This window comes from Sphingomonas psychrolutea, assembly GCF_014636175.1.
Lineage (GTDB): Bacteria > Pseudomonadota > Alphaproteobacteria > Sphingomonadales > Sphingomonadaceae > Sphingomonas > Sphingomonas psychrolutea.
In genome coordinates, this window is record NZ_BMDW01000006.1 from 137678 (window position 1) to 154053 (window position 16376).

A 16376-nucleotide genomic window follows, 5' to 3' on the forward strand; every position below is an offset into this window, starting at 1 on the left:
TCGTAACCAGGACCTGCGCAACTGGGCCCCGGCCTTCGCCGGGGTGGGAAGTTGGGGGAACATCACTTCTTCGCCGCCACGAAGCGCACCGCCATGCCGCCGCCGGGTGCGAGCGGCAGGCTGAGCGTGTCGCCGCGCTTTACGGCGCGCGTTTCGATCGTCATCGCATGGCGCTTGTCGGTGCGATAATCGGCGTCCGGGCCGTCGCGATAAATTTGCGCGGTATAACGCCGTCCGGCCTCGAGGAAATCGAGCGACACCGTGAGCGTGCGCGCGTTCTCGTCGGTCACGCTGCCGAGATACCAATCGTCCGATTTGCGATCCTTTCGCGCAATCGTCGCATAATCGCCGACTTCGCCGTTCAGCACGCGCGTGTCAGACCAATCGGTCGGCACGTCGCGGATAAACTGGAAGGCCGGCATGTGCTTGGCATATTGCTCGGGCGTATCTGCCGCCATCACGACCGGCGAATAAAGCACGACGTAGAGCGCCAATTGCTTGGCCTCGGTCGATAGCAAATCGCTGTCATCCGATCCTTTCAGGCTCAGCACGCCGGGGGTGAAATCCATCGGCCCCTCTAACATCCGCGTGAAGATCAAATTCGCCTCATGCTCGGGCGGGTTCTTGCCCGGCCAGCTATTATATTCCATCCCGCGCGACCCCTCGCGCGCGACCCAATTGGGGTAGGTACGGCGCAGACCCGTGTCCTTGACCGGCTCATGGCTGTCGATCGACACGTGATACTTTGCTGCAGTGGTGACGACGCGCAGATAGTGATTCACCATCCACTGCCCCTCATGCCATTCGCGGTGCTGGCTGCCATCGGCATCGACGCGCTCGATCTCGGCGGCATCGGTGACGTACCCCGTCTTCACCACCGGAATGCCGTGATCGCGGGCATAGCCAAAGGCGCGGTCGAGCTGACTGTCGTAATGGCTGGCCGAGCCGCCGGTCTCGTTATGGCCGATCAGATAGACGCCCTTCGCTTTCGCATAGCGCATCAGCGCGGCGGCATCGAAATCGGGGGTCGGGGTGTCGAATTGCATCGCATTGCCATTGCCGAACCAGTCGCCATCCCACCCGACATTCCACCCCTCGACCAGCACGCCGGGAATGCGGTTGGCGGATGCGAAATCGATATAGGTTTTGACGTTGGCGGTGGTCGCGCCGTGCTTCGGTCCCGTCGCCCAGCTCCATTTTCCGGTGATCATGTTCCACCACACGCCGACGAACTTGCCGGGTTTGACCCAGCTGACGTCGCCCAATTTATTGGGTTCGTTGAGGTTGAGTTCGAGGTGGCTCATGTACAGGCCCGGCGCGTCGTCGGCGATGATCAGCGTGCGCCACGGCGTCGTGAACGGCCCCGTCCGCGTGACCTTCGGCGCGCCCGAACCCGGCGTCAGCACCGCTTTCAGCGTGTTGCTGTCGCCGACCTTGGCCACCGCCATGCCCGCATAATCGATCAGCGCGGCTTCGTGCAGCGCGACGTGCGTGCCGCTGGCCAGCTTCAAGGTGATCGGCGTGGCGGCGGTGCCGACCGCGCGAAGCGGGGTGCGATTGTAGAGATATTCCTCGCGGTTCCATTCGAACGCGGGCTTCCACCACGCGGTCGCGTCTGCCGCAAAGGCGAATTGCGTCAGTTCCTCGGCGATATTGACCGGCTTGCCGCCCGCTTGCTCGGGAAATTCGTAGCGGAAGCCGACACCGTCATTCTGGATCCGGAACACGACATCGAGGCTGCGGCCGGGCGGGCTGGTTTCCTGCAGATGCACGCGCAGTTCGCTGTGGTTGTCGCGGATCGTCGTCCATTCGCCCCATGGCTGGGTCCAGCGCGTATCGGACGCGCCGCGCGTGACCTTCGCGATCTGCAAATGCCGGTCGAGCTTGGGTGCATCGGTGAACAGGAAACCGAGCCGCGACGGCGCGACGATCGTCTCGCCCTTGCGCGTGATCGCATAGCTTGCATGGCCTTCGCCATCGGTCGCCAGCGTGACCACGATGCTGCCGTCGGGCGAGGTGGCGGTGACGCTGGGGATCGCGGCGGCGGGTTGCGGCTTGATCGTCTCGTTGGTGACGACGGGCGCGGGAACGGTCGGCTTGTCCTGCGCCGCGGCGGCACTCGCGCTGAGCGCGGCGGCGAGCGCGAGCATGTGGGTCGTCTTCATGATGAAATCCTTTCGGCGATCAGCGCGGCATAGCCGCCGAACTGCCAGTCCTGCACGTGATTGACCGACGCGCAGATGCGCCACGCAGTCGGGTCGGCCGGACGCCACGTCACGGGATCGGCGCCGAGATTGAACACACACACCAGCGTCTGCCCGGGCGCGCGGCGCTCGAACACGAGTAGCGAGTCCGCCGCCTCAAGCACCTGAATGTCGCCGCTTTGCAATGCCGGATGCGCGCGGCGCAGCGCCAGCAAATCGCGCGTCAGCGTCAGCATCGAATCGGGCGCAGCAGCCTGCACATCGACCGCGAGTTCTGCGTGGTCCGCCCCGATCGGCAACCACGGCTCGACGCTCGAAAAGCCGCGCTGCGGCGCTATTGCCACCCACGGCATCGGCGTGCGCGCGCCGTCGCGGCTCAGCGTCAGCGGCCAATTGGCTATTGCCTCAGGGTCCTGTAGCCGCGCGAACGGGATATCGACTTGCGTCAGCCCGAGCTCTTCGCCCTGATACAGAAAGATATTGCCGCGCAGCGCGACCAGCAGCAGCATTTTCGCGCGGGCGAACGCCGCGCGATCGGCGCTGCTTGCCCAGCGCGACACCGCGCGCGGCGCATCGTGATTCTCGAATGCCCAGCTCGGCCAGCCCATGTCGGGGGTATCGGGCCATTGCTCGACCGCATCGCGCACCAGCGCGGGCGTCAACGCAGGCGCGTAGAGGAAGTTGAAGCCATAGGCGCTGTTCAGCCGCCGCTGCCCATGCGTAAAGCTTTTCATCTCCACCTCGGCCTCGGCCCCACCCACTTCGGCGACGGTGAAGCAGCCGTCATAGCGATCGGTCAGCGCGCGCAGCCGTTCGAGAAACAGCGGGATGTCAGGGTGCGACTGATTATGCACGTGCCGCTGGAAATCGAACGGCCGCGTGCGCACGCCATTGGTGGCCGGGGCGGGCGGATTGTCGCGCAATTGCGGATCGCACATCGCGAAATTGATCGCGTCGATGCGGAACCCGTCGACGCCACGCGTCAGCCAGAAGCGCGCGACGTCGAGCAAAGCATCCTGCACCGCCGGCGCGTGCAGATTGAGCTGCGGCTGCGCGCTCAGGAAGTTGTGCAGATAATATTGGCCGCGCCGTGCATCCCACGTCCAGGCGGGCCCGCCGAACACCGATTGCCAATTGTTGGGCGGCGATCCGTCATCCTTGGCATCGGCCCAGACGTACCAGTCATGCTTCGGGTTGGTCCGGTCGGCGCGGCTCTCGGCGAACCAGGCGTGCGCGTCCGACGTGTGTGAATAGACTTGGTCGATGATGATCTTGAGACCGAGCGTATGCGCGCGCGCGACCAAAGCATCGAAATCGGCGAGCGTGCCGAAGATCGGGTCGACCGCGCGGTAATCCGCCACATCATAGCCGAAATCCTTCATTGGCGAGGCGAAGAAGGGCGACAGCCACACGCCGTCGACGCCGAGCGCCGCGACATAATCGAGATGCGCGGTGATCCCGGCAAGATCGCCGATGCCGTCGCCGTTCGAATCGGCAAAGCTGCGCGGATAGATTTGATAGATCGCAGCCCCTCGCCACCACGGGCGATCGGGCTGCGGTTCGGGTGGGGTGTCGGCAAGGTGCAGCGGTTGAGCGGTCATTGCGCGGTACAGATCACATAATCGAGGGGAGGAACGGTCACCGAAAGGCTGCCCGGCGCGCTCGCCTTGGGCGCGCAGTCGCCGTGGCGCGCGACGAAATCGGTCGAGCGGGTTTCGACCAGTATTTGCGCACTCACCGGTGCGGTCGCGGTGTTGAACGCGAGCACCACTTCGCGGCCCGTCTCGGGGTCGAAGCGCGACACCGCGAACAGGCCCGGCTTATTGCCATCGGCGCGCAGCACTTGCTTGCCGCGGCGCAGCGCGGGGAGCTCGGCGCGGAGCTTCGCGAGCGTGGAGATCGCGCGGTAGAGCGGATGCGCGGTGTCATAGCTGTCGGTCGCGGTCGTCTTGGCGGTGCCGAGGAGGCGATTGTCGTTATAGGTCGCCACTTTGCTGGCGAACATGTCCTCGCGCGAATCCTGATCGCCGCCTTTGCCAACGAAACCCTGTTCGTCGCCCGAATAGATCGTCGGCACCCCGCGCAGCGTCAGCAGCATCGCATGGCCGAGGATGACGCGCTGGAGCAGCTCGTCGTCGTTTGCCTTGGGGAAGCCGCGCTTGACGAACATCGCGAAGCGCCCGGCATCGTGATTGCCGAGGAAGGTCGGCAATTGCAGCGCGCCCACTGCACCGCCTTCGTACAGCGGATCAGCGAAGAACAGTCGCCGCAATTCGTCGGTCCCGGCACTGCCGCCGACGGTATCGACCAACGCGCGCTGGAACGCGAAGTCGAGCACCGCGGGCAACCCATCGACACGGGTATGCGTGGCGAGCCGCGCGGGATCCATCTCGCCCGTCGCCACTTCGCCGAAGATGTGGAAGTTCGGGATGCCCTTGGCCGCAGCGCGCGCCTTTATCGCGGGGACGAAGGCTTGCCAGAATTCGGGGTTCACATGCTGCGCGGTATCGATGCGGAAACCATCGACGCCGAATCGATCGATCCAACCGCCGAAAATCTCGATCATGCCCGCCACCACGTGGGGGTTTTCGGTCATCAGATCATCGAGCCCGGAGAAATCGCCGAGAGTGGAGCTCTCACCCGCAAAGGTCGAATCGCCGCGATTGTGGTACAAGGTGACGTCGTTCAGCCACGCCGGGGTTTTCACGCGTTCCTCGCCCTTGGGCAGGTAGGGCGTGTAAGCATAATTCGGGTCGGTCAGCTTTGCGAAATTGGCGGCACTGCCATCATTATGCCCCGCGAACCCCGAGTTGATCGCCGCGCCGGTCACGCCGCCACGGCGTTGGTACGGATAATCGCCGAGGCTGCGGTACGGGCAATAGTGGTCGGGCGCGCATTCGCGATATTTGATCACGTCGGCGGTGTGGTTGACGATGATGTCCATATAGACCTTCATCCCGCGCGCATGCGCCGCATCGACCAGCGCCTTGAAATCATGATCGCTGCCCAGATGCGGGTCGACCTGCGTAAAATCGGTGATCCAATAGCCGTGATAGCCCGCCGATTCCTGGCCCTTGGCGCCCTGCACCGGTTTGTTCTTGAAGATCGGCCCGACCCACAAGGCTGTCGCACCAAGCCCCTGAATATAATCGAGCCGGCGGATCAGCCCTTTCAGATCGCCACCGTGATAAAAGCCCTTGGCGGTCGGATCGAAGCCGGTGGCGAGCCGATCGCCCTTCAGTTCACCGCGATCATTGGTTGGGTCGGCATTGGCGAAGCGATCGGGCAACACGAAATAGATCACTTCGTCCTGCGGTAGACGATCGCGATAGGACGGCGCGGTTTGCGCAGCGGCGGGCGTGGCGGCGAGCGCCAGCAGCGCGGCGAGCAGCCTCTTGCGAATCCTCATGCGGCCATCCTGTCCGAAGCAGCGCAATGCGCCGCGATAAAGGCGTCGTGCGTCGGCATCCTGCCCACGACCTGTTCGACATGCCGCCGCGCGAGGCTCAGAAATTCGTCAAGCTGCGCCGCCGGCAAGCCATCGGCGAGCGGATCGTAGCGTCGCGGCGTCACGCCTTGGCCGATCAGCACTTGCAGCCAGCCGGGTTCCGCGAACAGCTCCTCGCCCTCGCGGAACAAGCGGCCGGTCGAGCGGAACAGGTCGATCCGGTGCGCGAGGCTGTCGGGAATCGGGGCTTCGCGGCAGGCGCGCCAGAACGGCTCGTCGCGGCCATTGGCATGATAATGCAGCACCAGAAAATCGCGCACCGCGCGCCATTCGCGCGTCGTCTGGCGGTTGAATTCGGCCGCCTCGATGCTGCTGTCGCAATCTTGCGGAAACAGCTGCAACAATCGGGCGATGCCCGCCTGGATCAAATGGATGCTGGTCGATTCGAGCGGCTCCATAAACCCGGCGGCCAACCCGAGCGCGACGCAATTCTTGACCCAGGCGCTGCGCCTGCGCCCGGTGGTGAAGGATAAGGGTCGCGGATCGGCGAGCGGCTTGCCATCGAGCCCGCCCAACAACAGGTCGGCCGCACGCGCATCGTCGAGAAACGCGCTGCAATAGACGAGGCCGTTGCCGGTGCGATGCTGCAGCGGAATGCGCCACTGCCATCCGGTCTCACGCGCTGTCGCCCGCGTATAGGGTGTCGTCGCACCGACATTGGCCGACGGCACCGCCAGCGCGCGGTCGCATGGCAGCAGCGCCGACCAATCGTCATAGCCGGCGTGCAACGTCTGTTCGATCAGCAGCCCGCGAAAGCCTGAGCAATCGACGAAGAAATCGCCCGACACCTCCGTGCCACTGTCGAGTGTGACGCCAGTGATGTCACCGCGTTCGCCATCCTGCCCGACCGCGACGACGCGCCCCTCGTGCCGCACCACGCCGCGCGCCTCGGCATAGCTGCGCAAATATGCGGCATAGAGCCCGGCATCGAACTGGAACGCCCAGGCGACTCCGCTCGGCAGATCGGGCCGTCCCAATTCACGCGCGAAACGGTCGTGCTGCGCCGCCAGCGCGCTGGCCGAGAAATCCCACAGCCCGCGCGCGCCGCCACCGCTGCGATGCCGCAGCCAATGCTGGTGGAACGGCACGAGCCCGAGCCCGCGCCCGATCGTCCCGAAGGCATGGATGTAGCGACTCTCGACCCCGTCCGGCGCGCCCGACCAGCCGACGAACTCGATGCCGAGCTTGAAGGTCCCTTGCGTCGCGCGGATAAAATCATCCTCGTCGATCCCCAGCCCCTGATTGAACAGACGGATTTGCGGGATCGTCGCTTCGCCGACGCCGACCGTGCCGATCGCATCGGATTCGACCAAAGCGATGCTGGTCCCCGCTGGCAGGAAGCGCGCAAGCGCGGCGGCCGCCATCCACCCCGCGGTGCCGCCGCCGACAATGACGACGCGCCGGATCGCGGATCGCGCGGCCGTCATATCGCCGGTCTCTGAGCCGCGTTCCATCACACCGAAGACCTTTGGACCCGCTTGCCCCGGCCCGACCAAAGTCGGGCCGGGGCAATGCATACGATCGAATCAGAACTTGAAGCTGGCACCCGCAAGATAGCGGCGACCATAGGTTTGATAGTCGATCACCGCACGATCGTCACGCGGATCGGCGGTCACGAACGGCGAGTTGGTCAGGTTCTGCCCCTGCACGAACAGCGAGAGGCCCTTGGCAAACCCACTGCTGAAATCATAGCCGATTTGCGCATCGATGATCGTCTCATCGCGTGCACGGCGCCGCGTCCGCGCGCCGCCAAAGCCCGACAGTTCGCCGATGAAAGTCGAGCGATAGCGCGCGCTGGCGCGGGCCGAGAAACCCCATTTCTCGAAATAGGCGGTGCCGTTGGCGACATATTTCGAATAGCCAGGGATGTCCTCGGCTGGGGCACCCGGAGTCGGGCTGATCTTGGTCTTCGTATAGGAAACGCCGCCGGTCACGCCGAAACCATCGAGCGCGCGGGTCAGCGTAGCCAGCGGGAAGGTGGCTGCCAATTCCACACCGTACAGGCTGCCGCCATTGCCGTTGATCGGCACGTTCACGGTGCCTTGATAATTGATGATGATCGGCAGGCCATTGCCGTCGACACCGGCCGACTGGACCGGAAAGCCGGTGAAATCGAACGGTACATCGGCGTTATAGATGTAGCTCTTCAGGTCCTTGTAGAAGAGCTGGAGGGCAACATATCCCTTGGTGCCGAAGTATTTCTCGAACGTGAGATCGACCGCATTGGCACGCCACGGCCGTAGATCGGGGTTGCCCGATCCACCCCGCACCACGGCATAGGTACGGTTCGGCAGCGGGTTGGCGATTCCGCCATTGTCGCCGACGGTCGTGCCATAGCTAAGCGAAGCGCGCATATCGTCGAGCCGCGGACGGATCGTCTCGCGCGCCGCGCTGAAGCGGAACACGAAATCGCTCGCCGTGCGGAACGACAGATTGAGGCTGGGCAGAATATCGGCGTAATTCGCGCCCTCGCGCCGGGGAATGCCCGCGATGTTGGGCGATCCGTTGGGATTGGTGCCAAGATACGCCGCCTGCGCACCGCTTGAATGCTGATCGGTGAAGACCGCCTGGACGCCGACATTGCCGGTCAGCGTGTTCGATCCGATCAGCTGCTTGATATTGGCCTGGAGGTAGCTGGTCATCAGCCGCTCGGTGACGTTGTACGCCTTGACCACCACATCGCCATACGGATTCTTGACGAGCTGATAGATCCCGGCGTTGAGCAACGCGATCGGATCATAGCTGATCACCGGCCCGAGCCCGAGATAGTTCAGATTCGTCGTCGGCAGTCGGAACTGCGTCGGAACGACGACGTCCGTGGTGCCGTTGGTGTTGGCAACCAGCCCAAGAAACGCCTCGTCCGGAGTCAGCGATTTGGAGCGGTCGGTATAATTCAGGCCGAATTGCACGCTCTTGAGGAAGCCGTCGGTCTCCTTCTCGACCTCGAGACGATACTGCTTCAGTTCGTCCTTGATGATGCGGTTGTTATAATAACCGTCCTGACCGTTGAGGATCTGCTTGCCGTCCACGCCGGTCTGATTGCCACCCCAGCCAAGCGGGCTGGTCAGCTTGATGAGGTTATAGTCGCCGTAATTGAGCGTCGGGCGGAACACCGTGCCGTTCGAATTGCTGGTGAAGCCGATCGTGTCGACCGCACCGGTATCCTGCCCGCGCGCGGTGCCGGCGTTGGATTCGAGGATCAGTTCGTTGCGGTCGGTCTTCGAATAGCTGAAATCGCCCATTACGTTCCAGCCGTCGTCGCCGGTCCACTTACCGTTCCAGCCGAACGAATAGAGCTTTGCCTTGCGTTGGAAGGCGTCGTTGCGGACCACACCCTCGACGTTGGAAAAGGTGCCCGCCGTTGCGAACACGCCGTCATTGGCGGTGACGTTCAGCTTGGTCGCATTCGGCGCGGTGGCGCTGTTGTTAACGTCAAAGCCGAGCGGCAGTTCGATCCCGCGCTTGATCTGATTATCGCTGAAATCGGAATAGAAACCGTCGATGGTCGTGGTGAAATTGGGTGTCGGGCGCCATTCGAGCGTGCCCTGAAGCCCGAGCCGCTTGAGCGTGGTCGAGGTGGCATAGGATTTGGAGCCGCCGATCACGACCGGGTTCGCCGCGGTACCGCCGCCGGCATAGCCCCAGGCGTTGAATTCCTGGATCTGATACGGTTCGTTGAGATAGCTGGCAGACAGCGCAACGCCGATCGTGTCGTTGGCGAACTGGTCGATGAAAGTGCCATTGACGCGGTAGCCGACATCCTGCGATTCGGCGTTGAGCTTGCCGAGATCGGCATAGGTGCCGCGCCCGCCGATCGAGATCGCAGGCTTGCCATATTCGAGCGGACGGACCGTCTTGAGATCGACCGTACCCGACAGGCCCTGGCCGATAATATTGGCTTGCGGCGTCTTGTAGACGAGTACCGAGCTGATGATTTCCGACGGATATTGGTCATATTCGACCGCGCGATTGTCGCCGGTCGAGGTCTGCTCGCGCCCGTTGAGCAAGGTGGTCGAAAAATCGGGGGCGAAACCGCGGATCGAGATCGCGTTCGAGCGGCCCGAGACACGTTGCGAGGTCAGGCCCGGCAAGCGCGCGATCGATTCCGCGATCGAGGCGTCGGGCAGCTTGCCGATATCTTCCGCCGAAATCGATTCGACGACCTGATCGCGCGTTTTCTTGGCGTTGACTGCACTTTGCAGCGAGGCGCGGAAGCCGGTGACGACGATTTCCTTGTCGTCCGCGTCGGCGGCCGGCGTGTCGGTCGCCGGCGCAGTCTGCGCGTGCGCGGCAGTGGTGCCGAATAGCAGCAGCGCCGCCCCCAGTGCGCCGATGCTCGTCCCCAATGACAAGGTGGTGCGGAATTGCGTCGCCTCACGGCGCATCGATGCGATCATGCTCTCTCTCCCCTTTGGCTCCACGGCGTCTTTTGCGCGTTGAGCGTTTCGCCAGCGTGATTGCGCCCGGGCGATTGCAAAGCCAAGGAAACGACATACGTATTCAAACCTGCCCCGGCAGGGGTCTTTCGTAAGCGTCGGGCAAGGCGTACACCGGGTGCGGCGACCGGAAGCCCGGCGCCGATCAGGCTGAGGAACCGCTTGCGCAAATGGCGCTGAACGACAAACCGACATCTTTCGATATTGCGGCGCTCGCCGGCGTGTCGCAACCGACCGTGTCGCGCGCGCTGCGCGGCGACCGGACGGTCAGCGCAGCCACGCGGCTGCGGATCGAAGCGATCGCGCAACAGCTCAACTATAAGGTCGACAAGAATGCGTCGAACTTGCGGCGCGGCAGTTCGAACACGCTCGCCTTGCTGTTTTTCGAAGATCCCACACCCGACGATTCGCTGATCAACCCGTTCTTCCTGGCGATGCTCGGGTCGATCACACGGACGTGCGCTTTGCGCGGCTATGATTTGCTGATTTCGTTTCAGCAGCTGTCGAACGACTGGCACGTCGATTATGAGGATAGCCGCAAAGCCGACGGCATCATCCTGCTCGGCTATGGCGATTATGAGCAATATCGCGCGCGGCTCGATTTGCTCGCGGCGCAGAACACGCATTTCGTACGTTGGGGATCGGTGCGGTCGAACCGCGCCGCCGATGCGACGGTCGGCTGCGACAATGTCCGCGGCGGGCGCGACGCCGGACGCCATCTGATCGCGCAAGGGTGCCGCCGGATCGCGTTTCTGGGCGAAGCGTCGAGCCATTATCCCGAATTCGAGGATCGCTATCGTGGCCTCGGCGAAGCGATCGACGAGGCGGGCATGCTGTTCGACCCCGCGCTGCAAGTCGATGCGATCACCACCGAAGCCTCGGGTTATGCCGCCGCCGTCACGCTGCTGGCGCGCGCGCGTGATTTCGACGCGATCTTCGCCGCGAGCGATCTGATCGCGATCGGCGCGATGCGCGCACTGGCCGAGGCGGGGCGCCGCGTTCCCGACGACGTCAAGATCATCGGCTTCGACGATTTGCCCGCCGCTACGCTCGCGCATCCGCCGCTCACGACCGTCGCGCAGGATTATCGCCGCGCCGGCGAATTCCTCGTCGACACGCTGCTCGCGCGGATCCGGGGGGAGGCGACCGCCACCGCGATCCTGCCGCCGCGCCTGGTCGTGCGCGCGTCGAGCGACATACGTATTCATGGCGACTGACACCGCGTTCCCCGCCACGACCGCGCGTACAGGCGATAAAAGCGCAGGGGATGGATCAGTGAACGAACGGCCGCGCCAGTCCTTTGCCGGACTGTGGAACATCTCGTTCGGCTTTTTCGGCATCCAGATCGGCTTTGCGCTGCAAAACGCCAATATGAGCCGCGTTTTTCAGACGCTCGGCAGCAATCTCGACGATTTGCCGGCGCTGTGGGTCGCGGCCCCGCTGACCGGGCTGTTGGTCCAGCCGATCATCGGGCACCTGTCGGACAAGACCTGGCTTGGGCGGCTGGGGCGGCGGCGACCCTATTTCCTGACCGGTGCGATCCTCGCCACGCTCGCCTTGTTCGTCATGCCGCTGGCGAACCTGCTGCTGTTCGCCGCCGTTATGCTGTGGGTGCTCGACGCTTCGCTCAACATTTCGATGGAGCCGTTCCGCGCGTTCGTCGGCGATATGTTGCGCAAGGATCAGCACAGCGTCGGCTATGCCGTGCAGACCGCCTTTATCGGGGCGGGGGCGGTGGTCGGGTCGATCTTCCCCAAATTGCTCGAACATTGGGGGGTCGCCAATACCGCTGCTCCCGGCGTAATTCCCGATACGGTGCGCTACGCCTTCTGGTTCGGCGGGGCGGCACTCTTCCTGTCGGTGTTGTGGACGGTGCTGACGACGCGCGAATATTCGCCCGCCGAAATGGCCGCGTTCGACGGCACGACCCAACAGGAGAGCGAAACGCTGCGCTTGCTCGCCGCGCGCACCTTCACCGGCAGTCTGTGGTGGATCGCGGGCGGGGTCGCGGTGATCGCTACGGTTGCCGGGTTCGGGCTCAAGAAGGAAGTCTATCTGCTTGGCGGACTGCTGGGCGGCTATGGCATCGCCAGCATCATCGCGATTGCGCGGGCGCGCGCCGGGAATTCGGCGTCGATGCTCGGCCATATCGTCGGCGACTTCTCGGGTATGCCCGATCTGATGAAACGCCTCGCGCTGGTGCAATTCTTCAGTTGGTCGGCACTGTTCATCATGTGGATCAACACCACCCCGATCGTCGCGCAATATGCCTTTGGCGCAAGCGATCCGACGAGCGCGCGCTATCAGGAAGGCGCAAGCTGGGTCGATGTCCTGTTCGGCACGTATAATGGCGTCGCCGCGATCGCCGCGCTGACGCTGTTGCCGTTCCTTGCCAAGCGAATCGGCGCGGCGCGAACGCATGTCGTCGGCCTGCTATGTGGGGCGGCAGGCTATGCCAGTTTTCTGGTGATTCGCGACCCGCAGATGCTGCTGCTGAGCGAGATCGGCATCGGCATCGCCTGGGCCTCGATCCTCGCCATGCCCTATGCGATCCTCGCTTCGAGCCTGCCGCAGCGCAAGCTTGGCATCTATATGGGGCTGTTCAACGTCTTCGTCGTAATTCCGCAATTGCTGGTGGCGACGGTCATGGGCTCGATCATGCAGGCGTTTTTTCCCAACGAGCCGATCTGGACGATGCTGTTCGCCGCCGTGGTGATGGCGCTGGCGGCGCTCGCGATGCTGCGGGTGCGAGTCGATACGGCATAAGGCCGGGCTTTGCGGATCGTATCGGCTGGGGTAGCGTTACGCCTGGACCGGACGCACCCCGCCCGCGCCGCCCGAAAGCCTGCTTTGCATCCTACTGCCCATATCGCCGCGATCGGCACCGCCGTTCCCGATCACGACATCCATCAAGCCTTTATCGGCTGGGCGCGCACGCGGCTGCCCGATGAACGCGCCGCGCGCGTGTTCGATCGGATGGCGGGGCGTGCCGCGATCGGGCACCGCTGGTCGGTGTTGCCGCGCGGCGCGGATGGTGGATCGCCGGTCGATCCCGGCGGCTTTTACGCGCGCGATCTGCTGCCCGGTACGGCCGAGCGGATGCGGCTTTATGCCGAGGCCGCCCCGGTCCTGAGCATCGCTGCGATCGAAGCGTTGCGCGCGCAAGTCGCGCTCGACGGCATCACGCATTTCGTGGTGGCGAGCTGCACCGGCTTCGTCGCCCCCGGCATCGACCAGATCATCGCCGCGCAGATCGGCCTTGCGCCCTCGGTCGAGCGGTTGCTGGTCGGCTTCATGGGCTGTTACGCCGCCGTCGCGGCCCTGCGCAGCGCGCGCCACATCGTTCGCTCCGACCCGCACGCGCGCGTGTTGGTCCTGTGCGTCGAGCTGTCGACGCTGCATTTGCAGGATAATCCTGCGCTAGAGCCATTACTGGCGATGCTGCAGTTCGGCGATGGGGCCGCCGCCGCGCTCGTCACCGCCGAACCGGTCGGCCTGGCACTCGGCCAGCCGTTCGCGACAACCTTGCCCGATTCGGCGGGCTTGATCCGCTGGGACATTACCGACCGCGGCTTTGCGATGCATTTGTCGGGCGAAGTCCCGGCGCGGATTGCCGCTGGGCTCGCCGACCCCGCCTTCGCCGCCGCCGCGACCGGTGGGCGCGACCCGAGCGAGATCGACGGGTGGGCGGTCCATGCCGGTGGCCGCTCGATCCTTGATGCGGTCGAAAGCGCGCTGCATCTCCAGCAAGGTGTGCTCGCCGCGTCGCGCGGGGTGCTGGCGGATTTCGGCAATATGTCGTCCGCAACGCTGATGTTCGTGCTGGCGCGCTTGCTCGGCGGCCCGCCGATCCACGACGGCGTGGCGCTGGCGTTCGGCCCCGGTCTTGCCGCCGAAGGCTTCGGCTTCCGGAGCGCGGCGTGACGTTGGCGACTCGCGCCATGGCCGAAGAGCTGATGGACGCCGACGATCTGGCGTCCGAAACCTATGCGGCGGTGGTCGGGGACCTCGCCAAGGTCAATGTCGTGACGATGGCCGCGCGCCCGACGCTCGATTTCCTGCGGCGTGGGACTGCGGGCATGACGCGCTTCAGGCTGCTCGATGTTGGCTATGGCGATGGCGACATGCTGCGCCGGATCGCGCGCTGGGCGGCGAAACGCGGCCTTGAGGCCGAACTGTTCGGCGTCGACCTCAATCCGCGCAGCCAAGCCGCGGCGACAGCGCATACGTCGGCGGAGCTGCCGATCCGGTATCGAACCGGCGATTATGCCGATCATGCCGGGGAAGGGTGGGATTTTGTCATCTCCAGCTTGGTCGCGCACCACATGACGCACGACCAACTCGTTTCCTTCCTACGCTTCATGGAGCGCGAAAGCGCTGCTGGCTGGCTGGTCAACGATCTCCACCGCCACGGCTTTGCGTATTTCGGCTATCCACTGCTCGCCACGCTCGCACGCTGGCACCCGATCGTCCGGCATGACGGGACGCTGTCGATCGCACGGTCGTATCGACCCGCGGAATGGCCCCCGATCCTGGCTGAGGCCGGCGTCGATGCGCGGGTTTATCGTGCCTTCCCGTTTCGCCTGTGTGTTGAAAAATTGTGTGTGGAAACGCTGTGCGCCCAATCCCCACACTAATCGTCGGCGGTGGCCCGGCCGGGGCAAGTGCCGCGATCGTGCTTGCGCGCGCTGGCGCGACCCATGTGCTGGTCGAGCGCAGCCGCGAAACCGGCGATGCGATTTGCGGCGGGTTCCTGAGCTGGCGCACGCTTGAGTCGCTCGCGCGGCTCGGGGTCGAGCCGAGCGCCTTGGGCGCGGCGCGGATTACGCGGACGCGGATCATCGCGGGTGAGCGTGTGATCGAGGCAGCCTTGCCGCGTCCGGCGCTTGGCGTCTCCCGGCGCACGCTCGACACCGTTTTGCTCGCCCGAGCGGTGGCGGCGGGGGCCGCGGTCGAGCGCGGCGTTACCGTGCGCAGCCTTGAGGGCACGACCGCGTCGCTCGACGATGGTGCAGCGCTCGCAAGCGATACGCTGTTCCTCGCAAGCGGAAAGCATGACGTGCGCGGTGCAGCACGGCCCGCGGAGGCACGCGGCGACGATCCGGTGCTGGGGCTGCGTATCCGGCTCGCCGCCGCGCCGGGCCTTACCCGGCTGATCGGCGATGCGGTCGAGCTGCATCTGTTCGATCGCGGCTATGTCGGGATCAATTTGCAGGAGGATAATAGCGCCAACGTCTGCATGGCGGTCCACCGCTCGGCGATGCTGGCGGCGGGATCCCCTGCCGCGTTGCTCGACGCCCTTGCGCAACAGTACCCCCGACTCGGCGAACGCCTGGCCTATCGCAGCGGCAGCGAAGCGATCGATGCGATCGCCAACGTGCCCTATGGCTGGCGCGCCACGCACGGCGTGGGCGGCCTGTTCCGGCTCGGCGATCAGGCCGGGGTCATCCCGTCGCTTGCGGGCGAGGGTATGGGCATCGCGATCGCCAGCGGACTCCGCGCGGCGCATGCCTTTCTGGGCGGCGGCGCGGCGGCGGCACCACGATTCCAGCGTGACTTCGCGCGGGCGACGCGGCGCCCGATCGCGCTGGCCGGGCTGGTGCGCGATGCGGCCGAACGCCCCCGCGTGACCCTTGCCGCGCTGCCGCTGCTGTCCCATATTCCACGCTTGATCGATACGATCGCGTCGCTGACGCGGATCGGCCATTCCCCGCTTGACGACAGCCCCCGCTGACAGGAACATCGTACCCATGGATCACATCACTTTGTCCGAAACCGAATGGCACAAGAAGTTGAGCCCCGAGGCGTATCACGTGCTGCGCGAGGCCGGGACCGAACCCGCTTTCTCCGGGCGGTACAACAATAACAAGGCCAACGGGCTGTATCGCTGCGGCGGCTGCGGGCAGCCCTTGTTCGATTCGGCGGACAAATATGATTCCGGGTCGGGCTGGCCGAGCTTTACCCAACCGATTTCGCCTGAGCGCGTGATCGAGCATCGCGACACCAGCCACGGCATGACCCGCACCGAAGCCCGCTGTGCGCGCTGCGACGGGCATCTTGGCCATGTCTTCCCCGACGGCCCACCGCCGACAGGTCTGCGCTATTGCATGAATTCGCTGAGCCTCGATTTCCGCGGGCGCGAAGCCGCCGCCGAAGGTGCCGGGGAAAGCGCCGGAGAGGGCGCAACACGCGACGAACTGCACGGTTAATCCTTGGCGTCACGGCTTG

Annotated in this window: 11 protein-coding genes; 6 read left to right on the forward strand and 5 right to left on the reverse strand. The window is 64.8% G+C overall.

All coding sequences use genetic code 11. The features are described 5' to 3' along the window. Positions 1-62 precede the first annotated feature (62 nt). The 5 genes from IEV62_RS06765 to IEV62_RS06785 all read right to left on the reverse strand — a co-directional run bounded on the left by IEV62_RS06765 (position 63) and on the right by IEV62_RS06785 (position 10109). Positions 63-2165 carry a glycoside hydrolase family 97 protein gene (locus tag IEV62_RS06765; RefSeq protein WP_188446095.1) on the reverse strand — a complete coding sequence of 701 codons (2103 nt, stop codon included), beginning with the start codon at positions 2163-2165 and terminating at the stop codon, positions 63-65. Next, positions 2162-3805, reverse strand: coding sequence for an alpha-amylase family glycosyl hydrolase (locus tag IEV62_RS06770; protein ID WP_188446096.1), 1644 nt, complete (start codon positions 3803-3805; stop codon positions 2162-2164). The genes IEV62_RS06765 and IEV62_RS06770 overlap by 4 nt, the downstream gene beginning before the upstream one ends. Further along, positions 3802-5613 carry an alpha-amylase family glycosyl hydrolase gene (locus tag IEV62_RS06775; protein ID WP_188446097.1) on the reverse strand — a complete coding sequence of 604 codons (1812 nt, stop codon included), beginning with the start codon at positions 5611-5613 and terminating at the stop codon, positions 3802-3804. Before IEV62_RS06775 ends, IEV62_RS06770 begins: the two co-directional genes overlap by 4 nt. Continuing rightward, positions 5610-7166, reverse strand: coding sequence for a tryptophan halogenase family protein (locus tag IEV62_RS06780; RefSeq protein ID WP_229732870.1), 1557 nt, complete (start codon positions 7164-7166; stop codon positions 5610-5612). Before IEV62_RS06780 ends, IEV62_RS06775 begins: the two co-directional genes overlap by 4 nt. Positions 7167-7238: 72 nt before the next feature. Further along, positions 7239-10109, reverse strand: coding sequence for a TonB-dependent receptor (locus tag IEV62_RS06785; protein WP_229732872.1), 2871 nt, complete (start codon positions 10107-10109; stop codon positions 7239-7241). A gap of 209 nt (positions 10110-10318) precedes the next feature. Here IEV62_RS06785 and IEV62_RS06790 point away from each other — a divergent pair, with 209 nt between their 5' ends. From IEV62_RS06790 to msrB, 6 genes are all read left to right on the forward strand, one after another. Next, on the forward strand, positions 10319-11365 hold the full coding sequence (locus tag IEV62_RS06790) for a LacI family DNA-binding transcriptional regulator (protein WP_188446098.1): 1047 nt from the start codon (positions 10319-10321) through the stop codon (positions 11363-11365). A 58-nt stretch (positions 11366-11423) separates the two neighbouring features. After that, positions 11424-12914 (forward strand): MFS transporter, encoded by a 1491-nt coding sequence (locus IEV62_RS06795; RefSeq protein ID WP_229732874.1) that lies wholly within the window; start codon positions 11424-11426, stop codon positions 12912-12914. Between the two features lie 84 nt (positions 12915-12998). Next, positions 12999-14072, forward strand: a complete 1074-nt coding sequence (locus IEV62_RS06800; RefSeq protein ID WP_188446100.1) for a type III polyketide synthase — start codon at positions 12999-13001, stop codon at positions 14070-14072. Beyond that, positions 14069-14785, forward strand: a complete 717-nt coding sequence (locus IEV62_RS06805; RefSeq protein WP_188446101.1) for a methyltransferase domain-containing protein — start codon at positions 14069-14071, stop codon at positions 14783-14785. The genes IEV62_RS06800 and IEV62_RS06805 overlap by 4 nt, the downstream gene beginning before the upstream one ends. Next, on the forward strand, positions 14764-15882 hold the full coding sequence (locus IEV62_RS06810) for an NAD(P)/FAD-dependent oxidoreductase (protein ID WP_188446102.1): 1119 nt from the start codon (positions 14764-14766) through the stop codon (positions 15880-15882). The genes IEV62_RS06805 and IEV62_RS06810 overlap by 22 nt, the downstream gene beginning before the upstream one ends. A gap of 16 nt (positions 15883-15898) precedes the next feature. After that, the gene (gene msrB, locus IEV62_RS06815; protein ID WP_188446103.1) at positions 15899-16357 is read left to right on the forward strand and encodes a peptide-methionine (R)-S-oxide reductase MsrB; all 459 of its coding nucleotides are present in this window, start codon (positions 15899-15901) and stop codon (positions 16355-16357) included. Positions 16358-16376: the final 19 nt, after the last annotated feature.

Bases quoted from the DNA above. Each gene is read 5' to 3' on its own strand.
- IEV62_RS06765 (WP_188446095.1), bottom strand. From the start codon at position 2,165: ATGAAGACGACCCACATGCTCGCGCTCGCCGCCGCGCTCAGCGCGAGT.
- msrB (WP_188446103.1), top strand. From the start codon at position 15,899: ATGGATCACATCACTTTGTCCGAAACCGAATGGCACAAGAAGTTGAGC.
- IEV62_RS06785 (WP_229732872.1), bottom strand. From the start codon at position 10,109: ATGATCGCATCGATGCGCCGTGAGGCGACGCAATTCCGCACCACCTTG.
- IEV62_RS06770 (WP_188446096.1), bottom strand. From the start codon at position 3,805: ATGACCGCTCAACCGCTGCACCTTGCCGACACCCCACCCGAACCGCAG.
- IEV62_RS06775 (WP_188446097.1), bottom strand. From the start codon at position 5,613: ATGAGGATTCGCAAGAGGCTGCTCGCCGCGCTGCTGGCGCTCGCCGCC.
- IEV62_RS06780 (WP_229732870.1), bottom strand. From the start codon at position 7,166: ATGGAACGCGGCTCAGAGACCGGCGATATGACGGCCGCGCGATCCGCG.
- IEV62_RS06790 (WP_188446098.1), top strand. From the start codon at position 10,319: ATGGCGCTGAACGACAAACCGACATCTTTCGATATTGCGGCGCTCGCC.